The organism is Lysinibacter cavernae, assembly GCF_011758565.1.
Lineage (GTDB): Bacteria > Actinomycetota > Actinomycetes > Actinomycetales > Microbacteriaceae > Lysinibacter > Lysinibacter cavernae.
This window is the reverse complement of sequence record NZ_JAAMOX010000002.1, coordinates 781,612-805,425: the sequence shown is the minus strand read 5'-3', so window position 1 is coordinate 805,425 and position 23,814 is coordinate 781,612. Positions and strand designations below refer to the sequence as shown.

25 protein-coding genes are annotated in these 23,814 nt (G+C 62.7%); 12 read left to right on the top strand and 13 right to left on the bottom strand.

The annotated features are described in order from the left end of the window. The first annotated feature begins 84 nt into the window (after positions 1-84). The 4 genes from FHX76_RS12920 (at position 85) to FHX76_RS12905 (ending at position 3,659) form a co-directional block, all read left to right on the top strand. Positions 85-1,323: an MFS transporter gene (locus tag FHX76_RS12920; protein WP_167151243.1), complete on the top strand. Its 1,239-nt coding sequence runs from the start codon at positions 85-87 to the stop codon at positions 1,321-1,323. Between the two features lie 9 nt (positions 1,324-1,332). After that, entirely contained in the window at positions 1,333-2,025 is a 693-nt protein-coding gene (nucS, locus tag FHX76_RS12915) for an endonuclease NucS (RefSeq protein ID WP_167151241.1), read from the top strand. 43 nt (positions 2,026-2,068) lie between these two features. Continuing rightward, entirely contained in the window at positions 2,069-2,680 is a 612-nt protein-coding gene (locus FHX76_RS12910) for an SseB family protein (protein WP_167151239.1), read from the top strand. 205 nt (positions 2,681-2,885) lie between these two features. After that, positions 2,886-3,659, top strand: a complete 774-nt coding sequence (locus FHX76_RS12905) for an HAD hydrolase-like protein (protein WP_167151237.1) — start codon at positions 2,886-2,888, stop codon at positions 3,657-3,659. Positions 3,660-3,768: 109 nt separating this feature from the next. On the opposite strand, the gene FHX76_RS12900 is transcribed toward FHX76_RS12905, so the two are convergent. Further along, positions 3,769-4,188: an acyl-CoA thioesterase gene (locus tag FHX76_RS12900; RefSeq protein WP_167151235.1), complete on the bottom strand. Its 420-nt coding sequence runs from the start codon at positions 4,186-4,188 to the stop codon at positions 3,769-3,771. A 97-nt stretch (positions 4,189-4,285) separates the two neighbouring features. On the opposite strand from FHX76_RS12900, the gene FHX76_RS12895 reads away from it, so the two are divergent. After that, a complete protein-coding gene (locus tag FHX76_RS12895) occupies positions 4,286-4,981 on the top strand; it encodes a metal-dependent transcriptional regulator (RefSeq protein ID WP_167151234.1) in 696 nt (231 codons plus the stop codon). Between the two features lie 45 nt (positions 4,982-5,026). Here the strand turns inward: FHX76_RS12895 and FHX76_RS12890 are convergent, their stop codons facing one another. Beyond that, a complete protein-coding gene (locus tag FHX76_RS12890) occupies positions 5,027-5,683 on the bottom strand; it encodes a C40 family peptidase (RefSeq protein ID WP_167151232.1) in 657 nt (218 codons plus the stop codon). A gap of 136 nt (positions 5,684-5,819) precedes the next feature. Further along, the gene (locus FHX76_RS12885) at positions 5,820-6,392 is read right to left on the bottom strand and encodes a TetR/AcrR family transcriptional regulator (protein ID WP_167151230.1); all 573 of its coding nucleotides are present in this window, start codon (positions 6,390-6,392) and stop codon (positions 5,820-5,822) included. Positions 6,393-6,443: 51 nt separating this feature from the next. Here FHX76_RS12885 and FHX76_RS12880 point away from each other — a divergent pair, with 51 nt between their 5' ends. Then, the gene (locus tag FHX76_RS12880) at positions 6,444-6,971 is read left to right on the top strand and encodes a DUF2867 domain-containing protein (protein ID WP_167151228.1); all 528 of its coding nucleotides are present in this window, start codon (positions 6,444-6,446) and stop codon (positions 6,969-6,971) included. On the opposite strand, the gene FHX76_RS12875 is transcribed toward FHX76_RS12880, so the two are convergent. Further along, the gene (locus tag FHX76_RS12875; protein WP_167151226.1) at positions 6,922-7,359 is read right to left on the bottom strand and encodes a DUF2127 domain-containing protein; all 438 of its coding nucleotides are present in this window, start codon (positions 7,357-7,359) and stop codon (positions 6,922-6,924) included. The two genes, FHX76_RS12880 and FHX76_RS12875, sit on opposite strands and share 50 nt — an antisense overlap. A 94-nt stretch (positions 7,360-7,453) precedes the next feature. Here FHX76_RS12875 and FHX76_RS12870 point away from each other — a divergent pair, with 94 nt between their 5' ends. Further along, positions 7,454-8,464 (top strand): methyltransferase family protein, encoded by a 1,011-nt coding sequence (locus FHX76_RS12870; protein WP_243848795.1) that lies wholly within the window; start codon positions 7,454-7,456, stop codon positions 8,462-8,464. Between the two features lie 12 nt (positions 8,465-8,476). On the opposite strand, the gene FHX76_RS12865 is transcribed toward FHX76_RS12870, so the two are convergent. The 4 genes from FHX76_RS12865 to FHX76_RS12850 all read right to left on the bottom strand — a co-directional run bounded on the left by FHX76_RS12865 (position 8,477) and on the right by FHX76_RS12850 (position 12,182). Continuing rightward, positions 8,477-9,493: an aldo/keto reductase gene (locus FHX76_RS12865; protein WP_167151223.1), complete on the bottom strand. Its 1,017-nt coding sequence runs from the start codon at positions 9,491-9,493 to the stop codon at positions 8,477-8,479. A 75-nt stretch (positions 9,494-9,568) separates the two neighbouring features. Then, positions 9,569-10,453, bottom strand: coding sequence for an aldo/keto reductase (locus tag FHX76_RS12860; RefSeq protein ID WP_167151221.1), 885 nt, complete (start codon positions 10,451-10,453; stop codon positions 9,569-9,571). An 86-nt stretch (positions 10,454-10,539) separates the two neighbouring features. Then, on the bottom strand, positions 10,540-11,424 hold the full coding sequence (locus FHX76_RS12855) for a helix-turn-helix transcriptional regulator (RefSeq protein ID WP_167151219.1): 885 nt from the start codon (positions 11,422-11,424) through the stop codon (positions 10,540-10,542). 215 nt (positions 11,425-11,639) lie between these two features. Then, positions 11,640-12,182: a hypothetical protein gene (locus FHX76_RS12850; protein WP_167151218.1), complete on the bottom strand. Its 543-nt coding sequence runs from the start codon at positions 12,180-12,182 to the stop codon at positions 11,640-11,642. 152 nt (positions 12,183-12,334) lie between these two features. Between FHX76_RS12850 and FHX76_RS12845 the strand changes: the two genes are divergently transcribed. After that, positions 12,335-13,552, top strand: coding sequence for a histidine kinase (locus tag FHX76_RS12845; RefSeq protein ID WP_167151216.1), 1,218 nt, complete (start codon positions 12,335-12,337; stop codon positions 13,550-13,552). Next, positions 13,549-14,214: a response regulator gene (locus FHX76_RS12840; protein ID WP_167151215.1), complete on the top strand. Its 666-nt coding sequence runs from the start codon at positions 13,549-13,551 to the stop codon at positions 14,212-14,214. Before FHX76_RS12845 ends, FHX76_RS12840 begins: the two co-directional genes overlap by 4 nt. A 65-nt stretch (positions 14,215-14,279) precedes the next feature. On the opposite strand, the gene FHX76_RS12835 is transcribed toward FHX76_RS12840, so the two are convergent. After that, positions 14,280-15,035, bottom strand: coding sequence for a hypothetical protein (locus tag FHX76_RS12835; protein ID WP_167151213.1), 756 nt, complete (start codon positions 15,033-15,035; stop codon positions 14,280-14,282). A gap of 58 nt (positions 15,036-15,093) precedes the next feature. Further along, entirely contained in the window at positions 15,094-17,334 is a 2,241-nt protein-coding gene (locus FHX76_RS12830; RefSeq protein ID WP_167151211.1) for an MMPL family transporter, read from the bottom strand. A 270-nt stretch (positions 17,335-17,604) separates the two neighbouring features. Here FHX76_RS12830 and FHX76_RS12825 point away from each other — a divergent pair, with 270 nt between their 5' ends. Further along, positions 17,605-17,781: a hypothetical protein gene (locus tag FHX76_RS12825; protein WP_167151209.1), complete on the top strand. Its 177-nt coding sequence runs from the start codon at positions 17,605-17,607 to the stop codon at positions 17,779-17,781. A gap of 66 nt (positions 17,782-17,847) precedes the next feature. Here FHX76_RS12825 and FHX76_RS12820 read toward each other — a convergent pair whose 3' ends face one another. Continuing rightward, positions 17,848-18,969 (bottom strand): zinc-binding dehydrogenase, encoded by a 1,122-nt coding sequence (locus FHX76_RS12820; protein WP_167151207.1) that lies wholly within the window; start codon positions 18,967-18,969, stop codon positions 17,848-17,850. Then, positions 18,966-20,474 carry an APC family permease gene (locus FHX76_RS12815; protein WP_167151205.1) on the bottom strand — a complete coding sequence of 503 codons (1,509 nt, stop codon included), beginning with the start codon at positions 20,472-20,474 and terminating at the stop codon, positions 18,966-18,968. Before FHX76_RS12815 ends, FHX76_RS12820 begins: the two co-directional genes overlap by 4 nt. 256 nt (positions 20,475-20,730) lie before the next feature. On the opposite strand from FHX76_RS12815, the gene FHX76_RS12810 reads away from it, so the two are divergent. Continuing rightward, positions 20,731-21,639 carry an Lrp/AsnC family transcriptional regulator gene (locus FHX76_RS12810; protein ID WP_167151203.1) on the top strand — a complete coding sequence of 303 codons (909 nt, stop codon included), beginning with the start codon at positions 20,731-20,733 and terminating at the stop codon, positions 21,637-21,639. 52 nt (positions 21,640-21,691) lie between these two features. Here the strand turns inward: FHX76_RS12810 and FHX76_RS12805 are convergent, their stop codons facing one another. Beyond that, complete coding sequence (locus tag FHX76_RS12805) at positions 21,692-23,161, bottom strand: MFS transporter (RefSeq protein WP_167151201.1); 1,470 nt, start codon at positions 23,159-23,161, stop codon at positions 21,692-21,694. A gap of 301 nt (positions 23,162-23,462) precedes the next feature. Between FHX76_RS12805 and FHX76_RS12800 the strand changes: the two genes are divergently transcribed. Beyond that, positions 23,463-23,813 (top strand): YciI family protein, encoded by a 351-nt coding sequence (locus FHX76_RS12800; RefSeq protein WP_167151199.1) that lies wholly within the window; start codon positions 23,463-23,465, stop codon positions 23,811-23,813. The last annotated feature ends 1 nt before the right edge of the window (position 23,814 follow it).

Here is a 23,814-nt window from a genome sequence, read left to right as displayed (position 1 = left end):
GCTTAGTCGAATCGATTCGAATTTTGGAGAGTGATCTTCGTACCGTCGAATCGAATCGATTCGACATCCACCACGAAAGCACTCATGTCACTTCCAATCACACAGAAATACTCCACAGCAGCCTGGCGAAACGCCATTTTTGCGGTGTTCGCCCTCGCCGGCTTCGGCATGGCCAACTGGCTCAGCCGAGTGCCAGCCGTACGAGACGAACTCGGGGCGACACCCGGCGAAATGGGCATGATCGTGTTTGGCATAGCCATCGGATCAATTTCTGGCCTCCTGTGTTCGAGCCACATCATCGCCGCGCTGGGAACCCGCAACACCATCAGATGGTTCCTCGCCTTCGGCGTGCTTGGCCTGCCAGCCGCCGGCATCGCGGTGAGCTTTGGCAGCTCAATCGGCGCCATCATCGCGCTCGCCTTCTTTGGCATCGGCTTTAGCGTGTGCGACGTCGCCATGAACGTTTCGGGTGCCGCAAACGAGCGAGCGCTTGGCCGCAACATCATGCCGGTATTCCACGCGCTGTTCAGCGGCGGAACCGTCGTCGGCGTCTTTATCGGAGCACAGGCCGAGCTGCTCGGCATCCCCATCACCGTGCACATGGGCGTCATCGCCGCGCTTGTGTTTGTGTTGGTTATCGTCGCGACCGTCTACATTCCCGAACTCCCCGCCGACGAGCCGGAGGAGCCAAGCGAGGCAGGGGCATCCTCAACCCCAGCGTGGAAAACCCGACTCAGCGTGTGGGGCAAAAAGCGCACCCTGCTGCTCGGCGCAATTGTGCTCGGCATGGCACTCGCAGAGGGCTCGGCAAACGACTGGCTGCCGCTCGCAATGGTTGACGGTCACGGGTTCGACAACGCGCTGGGCGCCGCAATCCTCGGAGTGTTCCTCGCCGCCATGACCATCGGACGCCTCGGAGGCGTGTTCCTGCTCGACCGCTTCGGTCGTGTACCGGTACTTCTGGGCTGTGCCGCATTTGCCGCCGTTGGCCTCGGACTCACGATCTTCGCAACTGTCCCGTGGCTCGCCGTCGTTGGCGTTGTGCTGTGGGGCCTCGGCGCCTCGCTCGGATTCCCCGTTGGGATGTCCGCGGCAGCCGACGACCCGAAGACCGCAACCGCAACCGTGAGCGCAGTAGCAACCATCGGCTACGTTGCCTTCCTCGTTGGCCCTCCCGCCATCGGCTTCCTCGGCGACCACGTTGGACTGTTGCACGCGCTCATCTTTGTGCTCATCCTGATCGTGCTTGCCGGCCTCGCGTCCCCAGCAGCCCGCGAGCCAAAAGTCACCGCGACGAAATCGAGCGCACTCACCAACGGGTAGGCTATTCGGGTGCGTGTGGTGATAGCGAAATGCTCTGTTGATTATGCGGGTCGGCTCAATGCCCACCTGCCCCTTGCGACCCGTCTGCTCATGCTGAAAGGCGACGGCAGCGTGCTCATCCATTCGGATGGCGGCTCCTATAAGCCCCTCAACTGGATGAGCCCACCCTGCAGCGTGAGCGACGTTGAGGTTGAGCAAGACCAGGCGGATGCCGGCATCACCGAGATCTGGAAGGTCGTGCACCACAAGACGGCCGACATGCTCGTGATCAACATCCACGAGATCTTCAGCGACGCAAGCCACGAGCTTGGGGTCGACCCTGGCCTCATTAAGGATGGCGTCGAAGCGCACCTGCAGAAGCTGCTCGCCGAGCACATCGAGACGCTCGGCGAGGGCTACCAGCTGGTTCGCCGCGAGTATTTCACCGCGATCGGGCCCGTGGACATCCTCGCCCGCGACGAGAACGGCGGCCACGTTGCCGTCGAGCTCAAGCGCCGCGGCGACATCGACGGCGTTGAGCAGCTCACTCGCTACCTCGAACTCATGAACCGCGACCCGCTGCTTGCGCCCGTTCAGGGCGTATTTGCCGCGCAGGAGATTAAGCCGCAGGCACGCACCCTCGCCGAGGACCGTGGCATCCGCTGTGTTGTACTCGACTACGACGCGCTTCGCGGCATGGCCGACCACAACGCGCTGTTCTAGGCCGCGTTCACCCACCAGCCACGCACCACCGCAGGAGAAGCGCATGAGCTCACGCGATACGCACGACGATTCCAATGATGTTCTGGGCGAAGGCACGCCGGAGGAACAGAGCGACGCGACTCCGGATGCTGCTGCAGACGCGGTCGCCGGTGGAACTGGTGCCGGTGGTGGTGCAGCCAATGGCGTGAGTGCAGCCAGCGGCATCGCGGCGGGGATCATCCCGGCCGAGGTCACGGCCGATTACCAGAACGAAGCCGCGAAGATCGCACTCGATGCCCTCATGGCGACGCCAGACTACGAGCGACTTTCCGCGTTTTTCACCGCAATTTCTAGCGATTACCTCGTTGTTGACGTGAGCGGCTCAAAACATAAAAAGAAGGGCACCCGAGTTCGTACCGTGCGGTCGACGAAGGGCCAGCTCATCCTGCCCGTTTTCACCTCGATGGCCGAGCTGCGGGCCGCCGTTCCCGTCGCCCAGCGCGAGACGGTCAAGGGGGCAGTCATGCCTGCGCTAGATGCCCTCGCCCTCATCACGACCGACAATTTTGTGGGCGCCCAGTTCGATGCTGGATCTGCCGCCTTTGTGGTGCTGCGAAAGTACCTGCAGCGCATCCTTGCCGGCGAGGACATCTCGGCGGACGCACTTCAGTCATAGCCCCAAACAGACCGGGCTCCCCTCCTCGCCCGCCCCTGCCCCCACCTCATCGGTCATCAACAATTCGAGGTCGCTATTAATGCTGCGTTTTGCGCAAAAGACAGCATTAATTGCGACCTCGATTCCATGAAGCACATCCGTGTGCCAGCGTGGCCGGTGCTCGTATCAACCGTTCTCCCAGATCATCACGGGTAAGCTTGGTCGAATGGCCAACACGACTGACACCACGATTAACAGCACCGTTGAGGGCACCCCCGATAGTTCCCTCGTTGCAAACCCGAACAGCATCAGCCCCGAGGTTGCGGCAGAACTCTCGGCAAAGACCCCACCGTGGTCATGCATCCTGTTTGATCTCGACGGCACCATCACCGACTCGGCGCCGGGGATCATGGCCCGCATTAGCCAGGCACTCGAGCAGGTCGGCCAGCCAAAACCGAGCGAGGCAGAGCTCTTCGCGATGATTGGTCCTCCGCTTCGCGACACGTTCATCCACACCCTCGGGATGACTCCAGAGCTTGCCGACGAAACCCTCATCATCCAGCGCAATATCGCCGCACAGCTCGGGCCAGGCTCTGGTTCTGCTGTGTACCCTGGCGTCGCCGGTCTGATTCGTGAGGTCCACGCGGCCGGTATCCCCATTGGCCTGGCCACATCTAAGGGCGAGCTGCAGGCCGTCGAAATCCTCGAACATTTTGACCTCACCGACTGCTTTACGGCCATCGTTGGCGCGTCGCTCGATGAGACCAGAAGCGCCAAAGCGGATGTTGTTGAGGAGGCGCTCATTCGCCTCAGCGCCGCCGGCGTTGACACAAGCAACCCCGTCATGGTGGGCGACCGGATCTTTGACATCAACGGTGCGGCTGCCCACGGCATCCCAACCATCGTTGTGGAGTGGGGTTACGGCAGCCCGGAGGAGTCGACAGGAGCGCTCTCGATCGTGCACTCGACCGATCAGCTTCGTTCGCGCCTGATTCCGTAGCCCACGTCCTTGTTTGGCCACCGAGGGTTCGGCCCCCTAAGGGCCAGACGTTGCGAACTTGTCAGCAGTTACCCTCGTTGAGTACCAACGCGGTAGCTCCCGCGAACGGTTAACCCAGCCGTCGGCTCTCTCGGAATGGCACCCGCTCGCTGCCCTGCGTTGCGTCGGTGAGCCCATGAGCCACCGGCAGCCCGTCGGACCCAAGGCCAACAAACACGATCGTGCTAATCGTCAACACCTCGTCGCGCGTCAGGACGTTGCGCACGTGGCATGACAGCGTAATTGAGGTGCGACCGAACTTCACGACCGAAAAATTCATCTCGATGAGGTCGCCCTGCACGGCCGAGCTCACGAAGTTGATCTCGGAAATGAACTTGGTTACCAGCCGGTCGTTACCAAGCTGGAAAATGGCGCAGATCGCGGCCTCTTCGTCAATCCACCGCAGCAAGCTTCCGCCAAAGAGCGTGCCGTGCTGGTTCAGGTCTTCAGGCTTCACCCATTTGCGAACCGTGTAGCTTGCTGTTGTCATGCACATCACCCTACCGATTCCGTACGTTCTGCGCGGCCTACAGGGGCTCAGGATGCGCGTCGCCCCGTTTGTCGCTTGTGCATCGTAAGATTGTCCAATGGCTGTTTCCTCTCTCACCAACGCGACCCAAGACTATTTAAAGGTCATTTGGGCCGCAACCGAGTGGAGCGACGATGTCAGCGTGAGCGTCACCTATGTTGCCGAATCGCTTGGCGTTCGCACCTCTACCGTCTCTGACGGCCTCAAGAAGCTCACCGAGCAGGGCCTTGTTGACCACAAGCCATACGGCGGCATCACCCTCACCGAGCTTGGCCACAGCTACGCGGTTTCTATGGTCCGCCGCCACCGACTCATCGAGACCTTCCTCGTCAACATGATGGGCTACACCTGGGACGAGGTGCACGACGAAGCCGAAGTGCTCGAGCACGCCATGAGCGATACGCTCATTGACCGCCTCGACGCGGCGCTTGGCCACCCAGAACGCGACCCACACGGGGACCCAATTCCAACGGCATCCGGAACCCCTCGCCGCCAGGATGCCTACCAGTTGTCGAGCGCCCCCATCGGGCAGCCAGTGCTGGTCAGCCGCATCTCAGACGATAACCCCGAGATGCTGCGCTACTTTGCTGGCCTCGGACTCACGCCTGGTATCCAGGTCACCATTGTTGAGCACCGGCCGTATGCGGGCGTCAGCAGCATTCGTATCGCCAACGAGGCCGCGCCAGATCAGGCACCGGTAGATCTTGGGTCGGTTGCGCTTGCGTCAGTATGGGTCGAAAACTGCGAGGGCTGAAGACAACACGCGCTGGCTAGTCGGTAGCGTGACGCTCTGGCGTGATTATTCGCCGAATCGCAAGAAGGTTGGCGTGAACCAGATGCTCGATTTCTCGACGCCGGTCGCCTCGTTTCCGGCGTGAATCATCTCGTTGCCACCAATGTAGATGCCAACGTGACCCGGTTTGTACACGACGTCGCCTGGGCGCGCGTCTGCGGCGGAAACCACTCGGCCCGACGCGTATTGGGCTTCGGTGTAGTGCGGAATTGAGACGCCCGTCTGCCCGTAGACCCACTGCGTAAGCCCTGAGCAGTCAAATGTCGAAGCGCCGGTGGCACCAAACACGTAGGCCGAACCAATCTTTGAATAGGCAAGACCAACAACGCTCTTTGGATCGACGTCGGCCGGCATAACAACAGGGCCAGTCAGGAGCGCGGCATTGGATTTGAGCGCGGCGGCCTCTTGTGCTTGTAAGTCGGCAAGGACATGATCGGCCACTTCGGCGTCGATGGAGGCGAGGGTGCTCGGAGAGACCGACTCTGGGTCAAAGGCGGCCGGGCGCTTGGCATCCGCGGCACTCACCTCGGTATTTGCGGCATAGCTTGGAACGTAAACCTCGTCGCTGACGTTGGTCTGCATGCTGATTGCCGGAAGCAAGAGGAGAGCCGTCGAGAAGGCAGCGCCGAGCGCAACGGCGACACGCCAACGTTGAATAGCCAACGGGACCCCTTCCCTCGGTTAGGCTTTCTACAATAGGTTTTTGTCCCGTTTCTTAGGGGGCAAAAACCCGCAGCGTTCACGAAGATAGCAAGTTTTTGCGAGATTGTCCAGCTGCGCGACTATTCGCAGGCAAATCTTATGGCGCCAAGAGCGTGGTCTCGAGGAACCGGATGGCGTCGCCAACATCCAGCACCCGTTCGTCCACCGGCAGCGAGTCGGTTCCGGCCGCGATCACGCGGGCGCCGTGATACTCAGCCACCGCCATGACCGCCCTGCGCTGCGCCAGGCCACTTGGCACCCCGTGCTCTTCAAGCAGTTGCGCAACATAGGCGATCCGTCGCCCCGTGACCCTGGCGACGGCATCCCCCACGCCTTCATCCGAGGCCTCAAGGAACAGCATGAGCTCGCCTCTACCCTGCTGCGCACTTGAGCCCGCGATAACCCCAAGCAAGCGGTGAAGCCGCTCGGCCGGGGCGCCTTCACGGTTCGCCAGGGCAATAATGGCATCGGTTCCTTCAAGCTCCCACCGCTCAACCGCAGCGCGAACAAGCTCCGCCCTGTTGGCAAAGTGATGATAGAACGAGCCCTTCGTGACACCAAGCGCGCGAGCGAGGGCTTCAATGCGGATGTTCCGAAGGCCGCCATCGAGCATGCACTCAAACGCGGCAGTAACCCACTGGTTCTTGGCAGATTCGCTCTCTATTCGCATCACCATACGATAGCGTATGTTTAAGAAACATACGCACCCGTACGGAGAGTCATGATCACCCCAACCTTCACATCACTCGTCTTCGACAGCATGCCAGCGCCCGACTTCACCGATCTACTCGCGATCCCCCTGCCCTCGGGGACGTCAACTGACCCACGAGTGTGGGCAGAGGCTATCTTTGGCACCGCGGGAATACCCGTCTGGGTAGGCGCGGCGCTCGCCATCCGTCAATTCCTCGTCCCACTCATCGGCATTCCTCGCGCGGCCACCTCAGTATTTGATGTCACCAGAGTCGAGGGAGAGGAGGCCCTGATTGTTGCGCCGGACAAGCACCTCACGTTCCACTGCGCAGTTGGCGTGGATGCGCAACAACGCCTCCTGCGCGTCACAACCGCCGTGACCCTCAACGGGTGGCGAGGCAAGCTCTATTTTGCGCCGGTCCGTCTCGCCCATCCGGTAGTCGTTCGCTCGATGATGCTCAAGGCGTCACGCAGCTCGGAGGTACGGGTCTCACAACAAACAAAGACGCTTAGCGTAAGCCCGCCGGACCAATCTCGCGCCGACCAAACCATGCGGTGAGCAGCAGCAACAGCGCACCGCCCGAGAGCAGGCCATCAAAGATACCCGCCGGCAGCATAAACATCATGAGCACAAGCGTCACGACGCAGTTGATCAGCGAAAGAGCGAAGCCCCACATCCGGTTCCGCAGCAGCCCAATGGCCCCAATGACGCGGAGGGCCCCAAACACGCCGCTCATCGCCATCATAAGGTACAGGTGCTCATTAAAAAATGGAACGATAAACGAGAAGCCCTTGGCCGGTATCGACGCGTCAACACCAAACAGGAGCAGCGCGAGAAGGCCAAGAAACGGCAACCCCTCCATGAGCCCACCCTGAATCAGCTGCAGAATCGCGGCCCAGCGCACGTTCCGACGGCTCGGGATCTGCGCACGGCTGGAATCTGACATCCCATAATCGTACTCGAATCAACAGCGCCCAAACATTCGCGTTCCCTGAACGACGGTCCCGACACGCCATACCGCCAAACCGTAGACTGAGGCCATGCAAACGGTCGAAGCAAACGGCGGGATGAGCGGGGGAGCGGCGGACACTCGGCCGGCTCCCTGCAACCCCGTCGTCCGCCTTGGCCGAGGAGCAGGACGCCTGTATTTTGCGTTGCAGGCCCTCGCCGGCATCCTCTGGTGGATACTCGTGCCGCTTTCGCCATTAGTGCAAGACGTCACGCTCGGCTCGCTCAACCCGGCACTGGTCGCTGCCCTCGACCTGCCGCTGTTTGTTGGGGCTTCGGCGCTCGCGAGCCTCGGCATCCGCTGGGCCCTCTGGGTCGTGACCCCGTGGACGCTGCTCGTCACCGCGGCAATGATGCTCGTTGCGACCATCACGGGAGAGGCCGGATGGGGAGCCCTGCTCATGATCGCGAGCTCGGTTGGCACGGTTGCGGCGACCCTGCTCATGTACGCTGGCCGATTCCCTGTTGAGCTCATCGCAAACGGTCCGTTCAAGTTTCGTGTGGCTCGCCAGGCATCCACCCGGTCGCATCTGGCGACCACTGCCCTGCAAATCACTGTCTTCTGGGGGCTTTCCCTCGCTGTGGTTCCGCTCATCCTTGTTGCCGTCGAATGGCGCTGGGGGCTGCACATTGACCTCACTCCAGCTACAAATGCCTCCGGCATTGCGCTCCTCATTGCCGCAAGCGCCCTCGGCATCTGGTCGGCGGTGAGCATGGTCAGTCACGGCAAAGGCACCCCGCTTCCGGCCGCGCAGACGTCGGAACTGGTGATCGCCGGGCCCTACCGCTGGGTGCGCAACCCAATGGCCGTTGCCGGCATCGCGCAGGGAGTCGCGGTTGGCATGATCGCAAATTCGTGGCTCGTGATCGCATACGCACTGTGCGGATCGCTGGTCTGGAACTGGCTCATCCGCCCGGTCGAGGAGGCCGACCTCACCGCACGGTTTGGTGCCGCCTATCTCGACTACCAGACGCGAGTTCGGTGCTGGGTGCCGCGACTCGGCACCCCTGACAGGCACAGCCTGCGCGACACCAGCGGTTAGCGTCACGCTTGCTCAGCGCCGCCGCGAGGACGGCAACAGCTCGGCCGCGCCATAGCTATTGTCGTCGGGGTTGATCGTTGTTCCCGGCGGAACCAGTCCATCAATACGGTCCAGAATCTCATCGCTGAGCGTGAGGCTGGCGGCAGGCAACTGCGATTGCAGTTGCTCCATCGTGCGTGGACCAATAATTGCGGATGTGATGCCCGGGTGGCGGATCACAAAGGCAATAGCCAGCTCGATCAAGGGGATTCCCGCGTCATCCGCGAGGCGGCCAAGCTCGTCAACAACGTCAAGTTTTCGCTGATTGGCTGCAGTCGTCATGTCGAAGCGAGCTGTTGGCCGAGCCTGCGAGGTCGGCACCGGCGCGGCATCCTTTCGCCACTTGCCAGACAGCCAGCCGCCAGCGAGGGGGCTGTAGCTCAGCGAGCCCATGCCGTGCCGCTGAATCGCTGGCAGCACATCCTGCTCAATACCCCGAACAAGAATTGAGTACGGCGGCTGCTCAGTCGCAAACCGCGACAGGTTGCGTTCGCGAGCGACCCACTGCGCCTCAACGATTTGGCTCCCAGAGTACGAGGATGAGCCAATGGAGCGGACCTTTCCCTGCCGCACGAGATCGGTCAGCGCCCCGAGAGTTTCTTCAACATCCGTCGTCGGGCTTGGACGGTGCACCTGATACAGGTCGATGTAGTCGGTGCCGAGCCTGCGGAGCGAGTCTTCGACCGCCCGCATGATCCACCTTCGAGAGCCGCCAGAATGATTCGGGCGAGCATCCATCGGCATGAAGAACTTGGTTGCGAGCACCACATCGTCCCGTCGGCCGGCAAGGGCCCTTCCGACAATCTCTTCGGAGACACCGCCGGAGTACACATCCGCGGTATCGACAAAATTAATGCCAGCGTCGAGGGCGTGATGGATGATGCGTGTTGCGTCGGCCTGGTCGTTGTTGCCCCACGGGCCAAACATCATCGTGCCCAAACACAGTGGGCTGACAAGAACGCCGGTGCGTCCGAGTGGTCGATATTCCATTAGTTTTCTCCTGTACGTTCGTTCGGTGCGTGGAACAAGGGCGAGCACGCACCCGCTGCCCTCGCTGGCTTCGGATTAGGCCTCGGGGATGTCTCGCCAAAAGGTCTCAAGCGTGATCTGCTCTGGCTCAGGACCGCGCCGGATGCCCGTGTCGAGCGAATCAATCTGCGCGAGCTCGGCGTCGGTCAGTTCAAAGTCAAAGACATCGAAGTTCTCGGCGATTCGATGCGGCTTGACCGACTTTGGAATAGCTGATCGCCCCTGCTGCAGGTGCCAGCGCAGCATGACCTGCGCCGCAGACTTGCCGTGAGCCTCAGCGATTGCGGCGATTGTGGGGTCGTCAAGCACGCTGCCGCCCGGGCCCTCGCGGTAAAACGTGATGCCTCCGATAGGCGACCACGCCTGGGTCAGGATGCCGTGCTCAGCATTCATCGCCACGAGCTGGCGCTGCTGGAAGTACGGATGCATCTCGATCTGGTTCACCGCTGGCGCGATGGTCGCAACATCCAACAGCTGCGTGAGGTGCTCTGGCATGAAATTGCTCACACCGATCGCCCGCACCTTGCCGTCAGCTGCGAGCCGTTCAAGCGCGCGGTAGGCATCCAACGTTTGCGCAAATTCGGAGGGCAACGCCTGGTGCAGAATAAGCAAATCAATCTGCTCGATACCAAGCTTTGCGGCCGATTTTTCGAACGCGTGGAGGGTCTTGTCGTAGCCGTAGTCGCTAATCCACACTTTGGTCTCAACAAAGACTTCGTCCCTCGGGAGGCCAGAGGCAGCAATCGCCTGGCCAACCTCTCGCTCGTTGCCGTAAGCAGCGGCGGTATCGATGTGGCGATAGCCAACGCGCAGCGCCTCGGCGACCGCTGCGGTCGTCTCTTCAGGTGGAGACTGGAACACGCCGAAGCCAAGAGATGGCATTGTGATTCCGTTGTTCAGGGTGAGATTGGTAACAGTCATGGACCTGACACTACGCCCGCCCCCGCGGTGCTGGGAGGGCCTGGCATACCCTGGTTCGGCAAGCACCCTTCTCCCAACTGTGCGAGCTAACGCTCTGCGCTCACCCCGATGATCGGGGCTTCCTCCTCGCGCGTCGCCGCCCACGATGCCAACATCCTGAGGGCATCCGCCGAAGCAGAGCCAACGGGAGCGGTGTAAACATTCATGACGAGTCCGGGCTCGCTCGGGAGTTCCATCGACTCGTAGTTGAGGTCAAGATCCCCAACTATGGGATGGTGCAGCCGCTTGATTCCACTCCGATGCAGCACAACATCGCGGGAGGCCCAGCGTTCGCGGAACACCTCGCTCTGCGTCGAGAGCTCACCAACGAGTCGGATCAGTTCGGGATCGTGCGGGTTGCGCCCGGCCTCAAGCCGCAACATCGAAGCCGCGTTATTGGCGACGGCGTCGTAATCGCGCCAGAACGTATGCGCCCTTGGATCGAGGTAGGTGAACCTTGCGGTATTCACCGCGTGAGCGGAACCCTCGAACATGGGGGCGTAGAGGGCCCTGCCCATCCGGTTGGCGGCAAGGATGTCGTGGCGCCCGTTGCGAACCCAGGCGGGGGCGTCGGCCATGGCATCCAGAACCTGCTGGATGGCCGGACGTACTAGCGAGGCCGGTTGCTTTTTCGGCCGCCGCGTCGGGCCAGCCGCGCGCGCAAGGTCAAACAGGTACTCCCGCTCGGCCTCATCAAGTTGCAGGGTGCGGGCAAGTGCGTCGAGCACGCTCTCGGAAGCCCCTGCAAGATTGCCGCGTTCTAGCCTGATGTAGTAGTCAACCGATACCCCGGTGAGCATCGCGACCTCTTCGCGACGGAGGCCAGCCACCCGACGGTTGCCGCCATAGATGGGCAAGCCCGCCTGCTCAGGGGTGAGCCTGGCTCGCCGAGATTTCAGAAATTCGCGGATGTCCGCTTGTACATCTCCCATGACCAGAGGATACCTCCGACGCGCGGAATGAGAGGGGCACTGTGACTACCTCGGACGGGAACAACGCTTGTCGAGCGACCCTGCCGGCTCCCTCTTTCTTGCGGCGGCAGGATTCGGCTGGCCTCGGCCCAGCAGGAGGTGGACCTCCTGCGCCGCCACATTCGGCTCAGCTGGCCATGCCGCGTTCGCTGCTGGGCCAGGCTGCGGCCAGCGACCTAGCCAAGGAGTCGGATCGAGTTCTCCATTGCCCCGTAGGCCACGTCGCGCTGCTTGGCGATCTTTGGCCCGGCCGACTGGGCACTCTTTGTGGCTACCTGGCGATACAGCAGCGGGCTCAGCGCCCAAAAAATAAGCCCGAAGATACCAAGCACCCACGACAAGAACGTGGCAGAGCCGATCAGCAAAAAGACTGACACCGCCAGCAAAACCGTTCCAAGAAGCCCGGTGCTGAGCGCTACAAGCATCGCCTTCCTGGTCTTTGTCCGGTCGAGTTCTTCCGCCGCGTTGAGGGCGGTCGTTGCGGTGCGCTGCAGGTCGTCAATCATCGGGCGGTTCTTGATGTGACGGTCGCGCTTGAAGCGCAGGAAGATCGTGGGGGAGCCAACGCCAGCCGCATCCGACTGTTCAAGGGTCCAGCCAAAGCTGCGGTACGTGTCGGCCAGTTCCAACTCGTTGTGACGCAGAGCCTTGACCGTGAGGTACTCATACGAGGTGAGGGCCGTTGCGCTGGTTGGCGTTGCGATCTGTGTGATGCTCATGTTCGTTCTCCTTGCCTGACGGCCCGTTGCTGGGCCTGTTGATAGCTCAAGAATCCTCGCTTTCCCTCAGCACATCATCGTGCAGCAGAACGATCCTCAGCTACTGCAAACGGAGTACACGCGGCGCGGGCAGGGGTGAAAGAATTGGCACTGTGCCGCACACCCCCGAACCCAAGTCACGAACCCGCCCGCCGCTGCTGGTGCGTTCATCGCGCACCCTCGAGCGGACGGTCCTCGGCATCGTCGCCGTCGCGTATCTCCTCGATGCGTTCATGACCGCCATCGGAGAGTGGGGGCCAGCTGCGCTCGTTGGGCTTGCCCTTTCGGCGACGGGGCTTGCCCTCGGCTATCGAGGGCGCCCGCTCCTTGGCACGCTGCTGGTTGCGGCGGCGCCGCTCGCGCAGGCCATCCTCGGGGTCGACCCGATCGCAATCTGGTCAATCGGCTGCTTTATCGCGTTCCTCTTCACCCTCCGCGGCGCCCCCGGCCTCCTCACCGGCCTCATCATCGGCATCGCTAACTTCGGGGCGGCGGCCTTTCACGAGGGAACCCTCGACGTTTCGGTGGATGCCTCAGCCTCAATCGCAGCCTTCGCCGCGCTCGTTGGAGCCGCGGCCGGGGCCGCCTCCTACGGTCAGCGCCAGTACTGGTCAGAGCTTGAGGGGCGGGTCGAGGATGCCGTCGCCACCAGGGATTCTGCCATCAAACAGGGCGTCGCCGAAGAACGGGTGCGCATCGCCCGCGACCTGCACGACAGCATTGGACACGAGATTGCGGTCGTCAGCATGCACCTTGGCTCGGCAGAAGCCCACCTGGAACACGACCCGGCTGCGGTGCCTGCCGATCTTGCCGCGGCGAGGGCTGGCGTGCAATCGGTGCTCGTCGAGGTGCAGGGCATCCTCAAGATCCTCAGGGTCGGGGATGCCGTTGTTGACCTCGCGCCAACGCCCCAGCACGGCGGGGTTCCGCAGCTCGTCGAATCGTTCCGCTCGGCAGGTATGACGTTAGAGACGGAACTCGACGGGCTCGCGCATCCACTCGCCCAGCCGGTGAGCGCCGCGGCGTACCGCATCGTGCAAGAGGCGCTGACCAACGCCCAGAAACACGGCACGGGTACGGCATCCCTTCGCCTTTCGATAGCCGAGGCCGGAACCGTGTCCATCGAAGTCGTGAGCATGATCGCCAACGCCTCTGCACTCAACCATCCGAGCAAACGCCGCGCTGCTGAGGCGCCCATTTCGGGAGGGCACGGAATCATCGGCATGCGAGAACGGGCCGCCTCCGTTGGCGGCACGGTGACCACCCGCTCAGAAAACAACCTCTTCTGGCTCACGGCAGAGCTTCCCCCGAACGGAGTACCAACCGCGTGATTCGCATACTGATCGTTGACGACCAAGAGATGATTCGTGCTGGCCTCCGCACAATTATTGACACGCACCCAGAACTGACGGTTGCCGCGGAGGCGGGCGACGGCATCACGGCCCTCCACGAGCTCGCAAGCACCGACATCGACGTGGTGCTGATGGACATTCGGATGCCAGGCATCGACGGCGTTGAGACCACAAAACGGATGAGGGCGACGCATCCGGCGAGCGCCCTTCGCATCCTCGTGCTCACCACATTCGACCAAGACGAGAACGTGCTGAGCGCCATCAGGGCCGGCGCTGACGGCTTTCTCAGTAAGGGCGCGAGCGCGGCAGAACTCACCTCAGGCATCCTCTCGGTTGCCGCGGGGGAGCACGCGCTGTCGTCAACCGCGGTGAGCGCCCTGATCGGGCACGCTCTCGAACCGCAGCAGGCCCCAGTTGACCCTGAGGCCGCCGCCAGGTTTGCGGAGCTGACCGAACGGGAGGGGGAGGTCGTTCGGCTGGTCGTCTCTGGGCTGAGCAATCCCGAAATTGCCGCGCTCCTGTTTCTCTCGCCCTTCACCGTCAAGACGCACGTGAATCGAGCCATGATGAAGTCTGGCGTTGCGAGCCGCGCGCAGCTCGTCTCAATCGCGATCAAAGCGGGATTCGGCGACCCCGCCTAGCCCACGTCGCGGCCAATCGACCTGACCCAAATGTGTCTATTCTCGTGAAAATAGGAACATTTGGGTCAGGTCGATTCCGGTTCGGAGAGTTCCACGGGGAGACGGGCGGAGCGCAGGATCATGTACGCCCCGATTCCAGCCGAAATGACGCCGATCCCGACCCCAAACCAGCCGTTTGCCCTCGACATATCCGTGGCCTGAGCCATCGAAAGCAGCGCGGTCTGGGCAAGGACGAGCAAGATGAGGCCGGCGGCAAGGTTGCTGAGCTTGATCGCTTCCATCAGCGCATCCTTGCGCTTTCGCGACGAGATCCAGCCGTGCACCGAAAATCCCAGCTCAACAAAGGCGAGCGCGGCGATCATGACCGCGGCAAAACCGTCATAACTGCCGCTCAGTTCGCCACCAAAGGCGAGGGGCAAGCACGAAACCATCCAGAGCGCCGAAAGCGTCACGACGATAGTGCCGATGCGTCGGTAGGTGCGGGGAATCGCGGATGCAGCATCCAGCTCACTCGCCCGGCGATACGTCGACACCACAAGCGCCTTGATCGCGGCGAGCCCAAGCGTGAAGAGCACCGTTGCTGCGATGAAGGCCGAAAAGCTCACCGCCAACACCAACCCCTTTGAAAGAGCCATCAGTAGGTGACCTGGAATCGCGAGGGCCGAAAAGTAGATGTTGCGCTGGCTCGTGTTGCGCAGCGCCGTGAGAGATCTACTCAGCAGGCCTGGCGGCTGGGTGGCAGGGATGTCTGACTCGCCGCGCCCGGTAGGGGCGTCTCGTTCCGTGGCGCGTTCCTGCTGCAGTGTGTTGCGCGGGTGCATGATGTTCTCCTGGTTGTGGGGTTGCCGCCGATTGGCGACAACCCCACGTTGATGGTGCCTAGACGCCGGCCAGCTGCCGAGGGGATGGGGCATCCTGGCCGCCACCAGAACCATCACTCGCTGCGGCCTCGTCTTCGGCGGCATCGAGGGCGTGGCCTTCTGAATCAACCCGTGGAAGAATCCGGTCGAGCCAGCGGGGGAGCCACCAAGCCGATTCGCCAAGCAGACTCAGCAGCGCCGGCATGAGTACAAGCCGCACAATAAACGCGTCGGCCATGACCCCGATCATGAGCCCAAAGGCGATTGAGGCACCAATGGCGAAGGTTCCAGTCGCGAAGCCGGCAAACACCACCGTCATGATCGTGGCAGCGGCAACAAGCACGGGCGCCGAGCGGGCAAACCCCTCGCGGATGGCCTGTTTTGGGGACATCCCCCGATCGTGCATTTCCTTCATCCTGGAGACCAAGAAGACCTGGTAATCCATCGCGAGGCCAAAGAGCACGCCGACCAGGAGCAGCGGAAGCAGGCTCAGCATCGGGTCGCCCTGCGGTGCCGCAATGACCGGGTCGAGCCAGCCCCACTGGAACACCGCCGTGCTCGCACCAAACGATGCACCGAGCGACAGGAGGTAGCCGAGGGTTGCGATCAGCGGGATGAGGATCGAACGGAACATCACCAGCAACAGCAACAGGGAGATCACCACGATCACCACAAGATACTTGATGAGCGCAGCCATGAGCGCGGCATCCTGATCGATGCCAATGGCGGTTTCGCCGGTGACCTCAACGTGCACGCCGCTGATCGCGTCGGCGTCGTCCCTCACCTGCTGCACGAGGTCTTTCGTCTGCTGGTCGATGGGGCTGCCCTCTGGAATGACCGTCATGCGGGCCATGGTCCCGTCGGCCGAGTACTCGGCGGGGAGCACCATCCGCACCCCGTCACGATCCGCGAGGTCCTGCGCAAGCGCTGCCGTGTGCGAGCGGACGTCGTCGCCCTCAGCAAGCACCAACAGCGGGCTCTGGATGCCGCCAAACTCGTCAACAATCAGGTTGTAGGCGGCGCGCTCCGTTGTGCTCGGGTCTGACCCGCCGGGGATACTGAACGCCGTTTTCATGCTGAGCAGCGGGAGGGCCGCAACAACCAGCAGCAGCGTGCCAGCAAGAATCGACACAACCGGCTTCTTCACAACAAAGCTTCCCCAGCCGCGCAGTAATCCGCGCTTCTGCTCCGCACCCTCGACCCACAGTTCGCCAGCCGCGAGCGCACGACGCTGCTTCCCTGACAGGGCCTTCGTGCCGAGCGTGCGCATGAGCGCTGGGAGCAGCGTCAACGAGAGCAGAACCGAGACCGCGACGGCAGCGGCTGCCGCAAAACCCATCTCGGTAATGAAACTGAGGTTCGCGACGAGGAGGGCGACCAGCGCAACAATGACGGTGAGGCCGGCAAACACCACGGACGTACCGGCGGTGCCCGTTGCCCGTGCCACGGCATCCTCAACGCTCTTGCCGCTGCGAAGCTCGTTTCTGAAACGCGACAGGATGAAGAGGCTGTAGTCGATTCCAACCGCGAGGCCAAGCATGGCGGCAAGAATGATCGAGTTCTCGCCGATCGGCATAAACGAGCCAAGGGCAAGCACCCCAACAAGGCTCACGCCAACGCCGAAGACAGCGATGAGCAGGTTGACCCCGGCGGCAAGCAGCGAACCAAACGTAAGAATGAGCACCAGAAACGCGACAATCACGCCGACGCCCTCGCCAGGACCGGGGGCTGGAGCCCCAAGCGGCACAAGGTTTCCGCCGAGTTCGACGCCAAGCGAGGCATCGGCATCCTGCTGGAGATCGAGCGCGGCCTCGTAGTTGTCAATCTGTTGCTGATCGGTGAGCTCGCCGTAGGAGAGCGTAGCGACGGCCAGGTTTCGGTCTTGCGAAACGTATGGGCGGGTCGAGTCAAACGGGTCACTCACGGCCTCAACGCCAGGCAGCTGAGCCGCGTCGCTCAGGATGCCGGAAATCTTGGCCGCCGTCGCGCTGTTGGTCACATCCTGGTTGTCGGGGGCAAACACCAGCTGCAATTCGGCGCCGCCGGAATCGCCCGCGGACGGAAACTCCTCGTTCATGCGGTCAAGTGCCTGTGAGGCTGGCGAATCGGGAATCGACTCGGATGCCTCACCCACATCGCCGCTATTGGTTCCAACAATCATTGCGCCGATGAGTCCGGCGAAGATCAGCAGCCAGGCACCAATCACCACCAAACGGTGGCGGGCGCTCCAACGCCCAAGTCGGGCGAGAAAAGTAGACATTCGGATGCTCCTCGGGTATGTGAAACGAATTCAATACCCGATACTTCCGGTGTTTGGCCCGTGCCGAATCGTCTTGCGGAACCGAAGCGTCTACTGCGAATGGAGTAGTGAGCGGGCGAAGCTCTTGTGCGCCCCTACACTGAACGTAGGAAGCGGCACGTTTGGCGGCCGCGCTGGATTCACGTTCCAGTGTTCTCGGATGTGGGGTTCGAGTCCCCCTCGCACGCCAGTGCCCTGGCGTGCGCAAAACACAAACGATAGGAACATCACATGGACGCTTACGAACTCGGAAAGATCTTTGGCGCAATTGCTCTCGCCGCACTCATCGCCTGGCCAATTATCAGCGCCGTCGTCAAGACGGTGAAATTTAACACGATCAAGAAACAGCAAGGCGAAGCGGCTGCGCAGGAGTTCTGGAATGCCAAGAAAAAGCGAGCAAAGCTGTAACCACCGTTCGTCGCGGGAGGAACACGTCTCATAGGCCCCCAGTCGTCCGCGTATCTACCCGAACGGCTAGGGAATGAGAATCCCGCGCAGCCCGATGCCCGCCTTGAGGTCCTCAAACGCCAGTTCAACCTCGGCCAATGGCCGCGTCTTGCCAACGAGTTCGTCGAGCGGCAGGCGGCCCGTGAGGTACAGCTCTGCGAGGCGGGGGATGTCCACCGCTGCAACGCTCGAACCGTAGTTGCAGCCGAGCACGCGCTTGCCCTGGTCGGCGAGGTCAAAGGCATCGATTTGCGCCTTTGCGCCGATGGGCGGCATACCAACGAGTACCGCGGCACCACCGGAACGAATCATGCCGGGCAGCTGCTCGATCAGGCGAGGGCTGCCAACGGCCTCGAAGGCGTAGTCGGCGCCGCCGAGGTGTTCCTGACACCAGGCCGCGACATCCACCTTCGAACCGTCAAGGGTCACGGTCGCGCCAAACTGTTCTGCCGCAGCGCGGCGCTCCTCCGAGAGGTCAACGGCCACAATCGTGCCGGCACCCGCGAGCTTGAGGCCCATGATGATCGCGAGACCAACGCCACCGCAGCCAACAACCACGGCAGTTTCACCGGGACGCACCTCTGCGGTATTCACCGCTGCTCCAACACCGGTGGTGACGGCGCAGCCGAGCAGGGCGCCAACCTCAAACGGTAGTTCGGGGGCAACCTTGACGGCGGCCGAGCGGGGCACGATCACGGACTTGGTGAAGGCTCCGAGGCCAAGAAACGGGAAAACCTCTTCACCGTCGAGGCTGAACGCGGTGCCGCCATCCGGCAGCACGTTTTCGACGGCACGCGTGCCCGTGCAGAGCCACGCCTTTCCTGCGGCGCAGCGGTCACACGTGCGGCACGGCGCGAACCAGGAGAGCACCACGTGATCGCCGGGCTCAAGGTCAACACCGTCGCCAACCGAGGTGACCACTCCGGCGGCCTCGTGCCCAAGCACGAGTGGGTGATCAGACGGCCAGTCGCCGTTCAAGATGTGCAGGTCGGAGTGGCAGACTCCCGCGGCGCGAACCTCAACGGCAAGTTCGCCGGCTCGCGGGCCGCGCACCGTGATCTCGCGCAGGCGCATCCCCTCGCCCGGCTCGACAACAACCGCCTGTTGAACGGTGTTGGAGTCTTCAGCGGCTGGATTCGTTGGGTTCATCGGTTGGTCTCTTTCTGCTGCGCGGGGGTCGCGATTTCGAGGTGGGGTTTCTGCACGGCCAGGTACACGATGCCGATGACGATGAGCGCACTGAAGACCAGGATGACCGCCCAAATCTGCACCCACGTGCCGTCCACTGGGGCGAGCTCCGCACGCGGCCAGGCCACGTTGACAACCTCGAAGAGAAGCCAGATCACGGCGAGCACGTTGATGACAAGCCCAAAGCGTCCGGGCTTGAACGATCCGAGGCTCGGGTCCCAGCGCTTGGTGAGGCGAGCCCAGAGGGCGACCGCCGCGACGATGAGGAACACGATGTAGAACCCGCCGGAGCCGAAGGAGATGAGCGTCGCCGCAGCGTTGCCGTTGAGGCCAAGCAACAGGCCAAGGGTCGCAAGAACGGCCGTGGCGATGAGCGAAACGTAGGGGATTTCCTTCTTCCCGATGCGCGAGAGCGGCTTGGAGAACGGGATCTGCTTGTCGCGGGCGAAGCTGAAGACCATGCGGCCGATGTACGTCTGGATCGAGATGGCGCAGGCGAAGAATGCGATGAGCACAACGGCGATAAAGGGCTTCTCGCTCCACGCGCCGAACGCTTCCGTGACCGAGGTGAGCACCGGGTCACCGATCTCGCCGTTCACGGCACGGATCGGGTCCTGCAACGCAAGGGTCACTGCCGCGCCGCTCAACAGCACGGTGATGCCAACAAAGAGGAAGGATCGCAGCATCGCGCGGGGCACGGTGTGCCGCGGGTTATGAGCTTCTTCGGCCACCTGGGTGGTTGCGTCGAAACCGAGGAAAGCCCATCCGGCAACCGCAAGGCACGTGAGGACGCCGGAGAGGGTTGTGACGCCAGCGTTTTCTGGCGCTCCCAACGTCTCGAACAGCGTGCCGAAGTCGTTATGCATGAAAAACATGAGCAGCAGCAGACTGACCACGATCGACGCAACACCCTCGGCGATGATGCCGGCGCTCAGGAAGTGCTTCACCGGGTTCACGCCAAGCAGGTTCACGCCGAGCGCAACCAGCAGGAAGACGGCTCCATACAACACAAGTCCCCAGGAATTGTCGGAGGTGTCGCCGATGAATTCCTTCATCCAGCCGCCGCCGAGGTAGGCAACGGTTGACAGTGAAGCGATGGCGGCGGCGAGGTAGACCCATCCGGTCATCCAGCCCAGTTTGGGGCCGGCAAGGCGACGCACCCACTGGTAGACGCCTCCCGCAATGGGGAACTGGGATGACAGCTGCGCGTAGACAACAGCAACAAACAGCTGGCCGATGAAGGCGATCAGCACCGCCCAGATCCAGGCGGGGCCGGTGAACGCAAAACCGAGTTGGATGACGGCGTAAATGCCAACCACTGGCGAAATCGTGGCGAACCCGAGGGCAAATACGGCCCACGGCGAGAGCGAACGCTTGAGTTCTTGCTTGTAGCCGTAGTCAGCGAGTTCGTTCTCATCACTGCTCTGGCCCGTCGCTGGGCCGGAGGATGGAGTTGAGGTGGACATGTCTGGATACCTTTCGCCGTTGAGAGATCAGCAGAATCGGAGGCGACGTCACGCGTTTGAAGAACCGCTTCGACCCCTGACTCGGGCTCAACCGACACTAGGTCGGAAGACAGGCGATGTAAAGCAGAAACCGAGCTTCAATCCGCGCTGAATGCGTTTTCGTTCCAAGTTGACGCAAAATGATAGGCTAGCGTCGCATTTGGAGTGAAATATCTCTCAAAACGCACCAACTTTGCCAAATAATCTGGGACCCCACATGGAACACCGCGACCCCCTCACCCCGCACGTGCTCAAGGCGCTGCGCGAGGATGGCAGGGCCAGCTACACGCGCATCGCGGCATCCCTTGGCGTCACGCGCAAGCGGGTCACGCAGATCGTTGAGCGAGCGGTTGAGCACCGAGAGGTCATGTTCACCGTTTCGGTGAGCCCGGATGTGCTGGCCCTGCAACGCTTTGGCTACATCCAACTGCGCCTCGACGGGCCGGTTGCGCCAGTGCGCGAGGCACTGATCGCGATGCCGGAGACGACGTTCATTGCGGACATCAGCGGGGATGCCCCGATCGACGCCGAAATACGCGTTGGGCCTGACCCTCACCTCCAGCAGACGCTTGACCGCATCCGCTGCCTGCCAGGCGTGCGCAGCATGCAGACACACCTGTACGAAAACATCGACATCAATCTCTACTCGCCGCTCCGCACAGGCCGTGCCGGATTCACCTTGGATGCCACCGACCGCGCAATCGTGGAGCAGCTTCGTATCAACGGCCGCGCCTCCTTCCTTGAGCTGGGAACCGCGGCGGGCGTCTCCCCAAGCGGCGCGCGCCTGCGCCTCAACCGGCTCGTCAAACACAACGCGGTCAAGGTGGTCGGCATCCCCGTGCGGCACGACGGGCCCAACCTGCTGACGCTCGGCGTTGGCATCCAGATCCGCGGCGAACTCGCGGCGGCCCTCGAACTCGTGCGCAGTTTGGAGCCCGAGTTTCTGGCGATCACGATTGGCGAGTACGAGCTCATCGCGACGCTCTCTGCGGATTCGGTTGAGGGGCTGCTCGACCTCGCCGACCGACTGCGGGCGAGCCCCGAGATCGCGAGCATCCGCACCTGGACGAACCTGCGGACGGTGAAAGAAGAGTACGGGCGCGGGGACCGGTTAGCTGAGGGTTGAAGCGATGGGCGATACGTGCCCCTGGGGGAGCGACGCAAGCGTGTCTCATTCATCAGCGGTTGCGAGAGTTCGCCCCCCTGGCCATCCCGACGAGCACAAGCACGGCGGCCGCGAGCGTCAGGGTAAGCCCCGCCACGGTGACCCCGTCCTGGAACGAGGCTGCCTCTTGGGCGCTCCAGGCTGGTGACGAGATGTCGCCGGCAAAGAACGCCGCGAGGATGGTGCCGGTCACGGCGATCCCAATTCCAGTCGCGACTTGACTGGACGTGTCGGCAAGGGCCGCACCGATGGTTGTGCGGTTCTCCGGCAGCCCGGTCATCACGTTGGTGCCTGCAACGACGCCGACCACGCGCATCCCGGCCGCGACCAGCACGAGGGAGACGGCGATCCAGACGTAGCCAAAGCGGCCGCCAACGGCAAAGACGGCGAGGCCGAAGACAACGGCGGCGGCGCTCATCCACGCGGCCCGGCTCATCCCGACCGTGCGCAGCAGCGGGCCAACCAACCGGCCGCCAAGCAGTAACACGATCACCTGGGGCAGAAGGCCGATCGCGGCCTGAGCGGGCGACCAGCCCCAGGCGAACTGCAGCTGCAGGGTTGCCATGTAGCCGAGGCCGGCGATCGCGAGCCCGGATGCCGCCTTATAGGCGAGCCCGCTGGATACGAGCGGGAGCGCCACGAGTTTCAGGTCGATCAGCGGGTAGCGGGCCGTTCGCTCGCGAACAACGAAGAGGATGCCAGCGGCAACCGCGCCGGCCGTCGCGGCCCAGGGCATCCACGAGCCGGCGCCCTCGTCAACGAAGAGCGTCGGGGCGATAAGTGCCAGCACGATGGTGGCCGTACCGAGAAACGCGCCCGCGATGTCGAGGGGGTCGCGGTGCAGCTCTACTGGCAGGTCGTTGGCGACGCCAAGCCGGATTCCGATGAAGGCGAGGATGGCGATGGGCACGTTGACCAGCAGCAGAACCTGCCAGGGTGCGACTAGGAGGACCAGCCCGCCGGCGGTAGGGCCGATCGCCAGACCGACCAGGCCAACCGTGGAGATGAGGGTCAGCGCGCGGACTCGCAGGCCTTCTTCATCAAAGAGCCGGAAGGCAAGCGCCATGGAGCCGGGGGTGGTCATGGCGGCGGCGATCCCCATCGCGGCGCGGACGGCGATGACCTGCTCTGGCGTGGTGACGAAGGCGGTCGCCAGACTGGACAGGGCAAGCAACGCAAGGCCAAGGAGCATCACGCGGCGACGGCCGAACCGGTCCGCGATGGCGCTGAACAGCAGCATGAGCCCGCCAAACACAACCGCGTAGGCGCCAGTTACCCACTGCAGCGCGGTGGTGGAGGCGTTGAGCTCACGCCCGATCGTGGGCAGCGCCACGTTGAGAATCGAGTTGTCGAGCATCTCGAAGAGAAACACGGCCGACAGTCCGGCCAGGGCGACCGCGGCAGCTCGAAGCGTCTGGGGACGCCGACCAGATACGGCCAAAGTGGCGGTGTTGTTGCTCGGTGATTGGTGCTGCACGCTCATGCACTTGCTCCTGAGTAAGGAGAAGTGGCGGCTCAGCGAGCGGCGTATGCGCGTGAGAGAACGCTCACGTTTTTACTTCCAATGGGATCAGTATAGAGCAGGACGACTTGCCCGTATCGGGTCGTGCCCAGATCAGACCGCGCGGCAGCACGCGGACGGGGTGCAACGGTCACCCACCACGAACCCGGATAAGCAGCCTCCGCCTACTTCACAACATTCTGGGACTCAGGTGTCGATTCTGTAGCTGCTCATCCGTCATCATAATGAGTGGATGCGTTCGCACCACCGAGAGGAGAGCGACATGAAGTACCTACTGCTATTGACTGGCGACGGTGACGTCCCCGCTTGGGATGGGCTGAGTGAGGCTGAGCAGGCCGCGCTTATAGAGCGGTTCGAACAATTCGAAAACGCTTGTGCCACCCGCGGCGTTGAGATCCTGGCGGGAGAAGCACTCGAAACAGGGGAGTCGGCCACAACCGTGCGCAGATCCGGTGGCGCGCGAGTGGTCTCAGAAGGACCGTACGCCGCCGCGTATGAGGGGTTGGGCGGGTTCTTCCTGGTAGAGACGCCAAATCTTGATCTGCTGCTTGAGTTATCGGACCTTCTGCCGCCGTACGACATGGAACTGCGGCCGGTCGATTCGATGGGGTGAG

What these genes read in the sequence shown, in the direction of transcription:
- FHX76_RS12920 (WP_167151243.1), top strand. Translation starts at nt 85, where the DNA reads ATGTCACTTCCAATCACACAGAAATACTCCACAGCAGCCTGGCGAAAC.
- FHX76_RS12910 (WP_167151239.1), top strand. Translation starts at nt 2,069, where the DNA reads ATGAGCTCACGCGATACGCACGACGATTCCAATGATGTTCTGGGCGAA.
- FHX76_RS12905 (WP_167151237.1), top strand. Translation starts at nt 2,886, where the DNA reads ATGGCCAACACGACTGACACCACGATTAACAGCACCGTTGAGGGCACC.
- FHX76_RS12900 (WP_167151235.1), bottom strand. Translation starts at nt 4,188, where the DNA reads ATGACAACAGCAAGCTACACGGTTCGCAAATGGGTGAAGCCTGAAGAC.
- FHX76_RS12895 (WP_167151234.1), top strand. Translation starts at nt 4,286, where the DNA reads ATGGCTGTTTCCTCTCTCACCAACGCGACCCAAGACTATTTAAAGGTC.
- FHX76_RS12885 (WP_167151230.1), bottom strand. Translation starts at nt 6,392, where the DNA reads ATGCGAATAGAGAGCGAATCTGCCAAGAACCAGTGGGTTACTGCCGCG.
- FHX76_RS12880 (WP_167151228.1), top strand. Translation starts at nt 6,444, where the DNA reads ATGATCACCCCAACCTTCACATCACTCGTCTTCGACAGCATGCCAGCG.
- FHX76_RS12875 (WP_167151226.1), bottom strand. Translation starts at nt 7,359, where the DNA reads ATGTCAGATTCCAGCCGTGCGCAGATCCCGAGCCGTCGGAACGTGCGC.
- FHX76_RS12870 (WP_243848795.1), top strand. Translation starts at nt 7,454, where the DNA reads ATGCAAACGGTCGAAGCAAACGGCGGGATGAGCGGGGGAGCGGCGGAC.
- FHX76_RS12865 (WP_167151223.1), bottom strand. Translation starts at nt 9,493, where the DNA reads ATGGAATATCGACCACTCGGACGCACCGGCGTTCTTGTCAGCCCACTG.
- FHX76_RS12860 (WP_167151221.1), bottom strand. Translation starts at nt 10,453, where the DNA reads ATGACTGTTACCAATCTCACCCTGAACAACGGAATCACAATGCCATCT.
- FHX76_RS12855 (WP_167151219.1), bottom strand. Translation starts at nt 11,424, where the DNA reads ATGGGAGATGTACAAGCGGACATCCGCGAATTTCTGAAATCTCGGCGA.
- FHX76_RS12850 (WP_167151218.1), bottom strand. Translation starts at nt 12,182, where the DNA reads ATGAGCATCACACAGATCGCAACGCCAACCAGCGCAACGGCCCTCACC.
- FHX76_RS12835 (WP_167151213.1), bottom strand. Translation starts at nt 15,035, where the DNA reads ATGCACCCGCGCAACACACTGCAGCAGGAACGCGCCACGGAACGAGAC.
- FHX76_RS12830 (WP_167151211.1), bottom strand. Translation starts at nt 17,334, where the DNA reads ATGTCTACTTTTCTCGCCCGACTTGGGCGTTGGAGCGCCCGCCACCGT.
- FHX76_RS12825 (WP_167151209.1), top strand. Translation starts at nt 17,605, where the DNA reads ATGGACGCTTACGAACTCGGAAAGATCTTTGGCGCAATTGCTCTCGCC.
- FHX76_RS12820 (WP_167151207.1), bottom strand. Translation starts at nt 18,969, where the DNA reads ATGAACCCAACGAATCCAGCCGCTGAAGACTCCAACACCGTTCAACAG.
- FHX76_RS12815 (WP_167151205.1), bottom strand. Translation starts at nt 20,474, where the DNA reads ATGTCCACCTCAACTCCATCCTCCGGCCCAGCGACGGGCCAGAGCAGT.
- FHX76_RS12810 (WP_167151203.1), top strand. Translation starts at nt 20,731, where the DNA reads ATGGAACACCGCGACCCCCTCACCCCGCACGTGCTCAAGGCGCTGCGC.
- FHX76_RS12805 (WP_167151201.1), bottom strand. Translation starts at nt 23,161, where the DNA reads ATGAGCGTGCAGCACCAATCACCGAGCAACAACACCGCCACTTTGGCC.
- FHX76_RS12800 (WP_167151199.1), top strand. Translation starts at nt 23,463, where the DNA reads ATGAAGTACCTACTGCTATTGACTGGCGACGGTGACGTCCCCGCTTGG.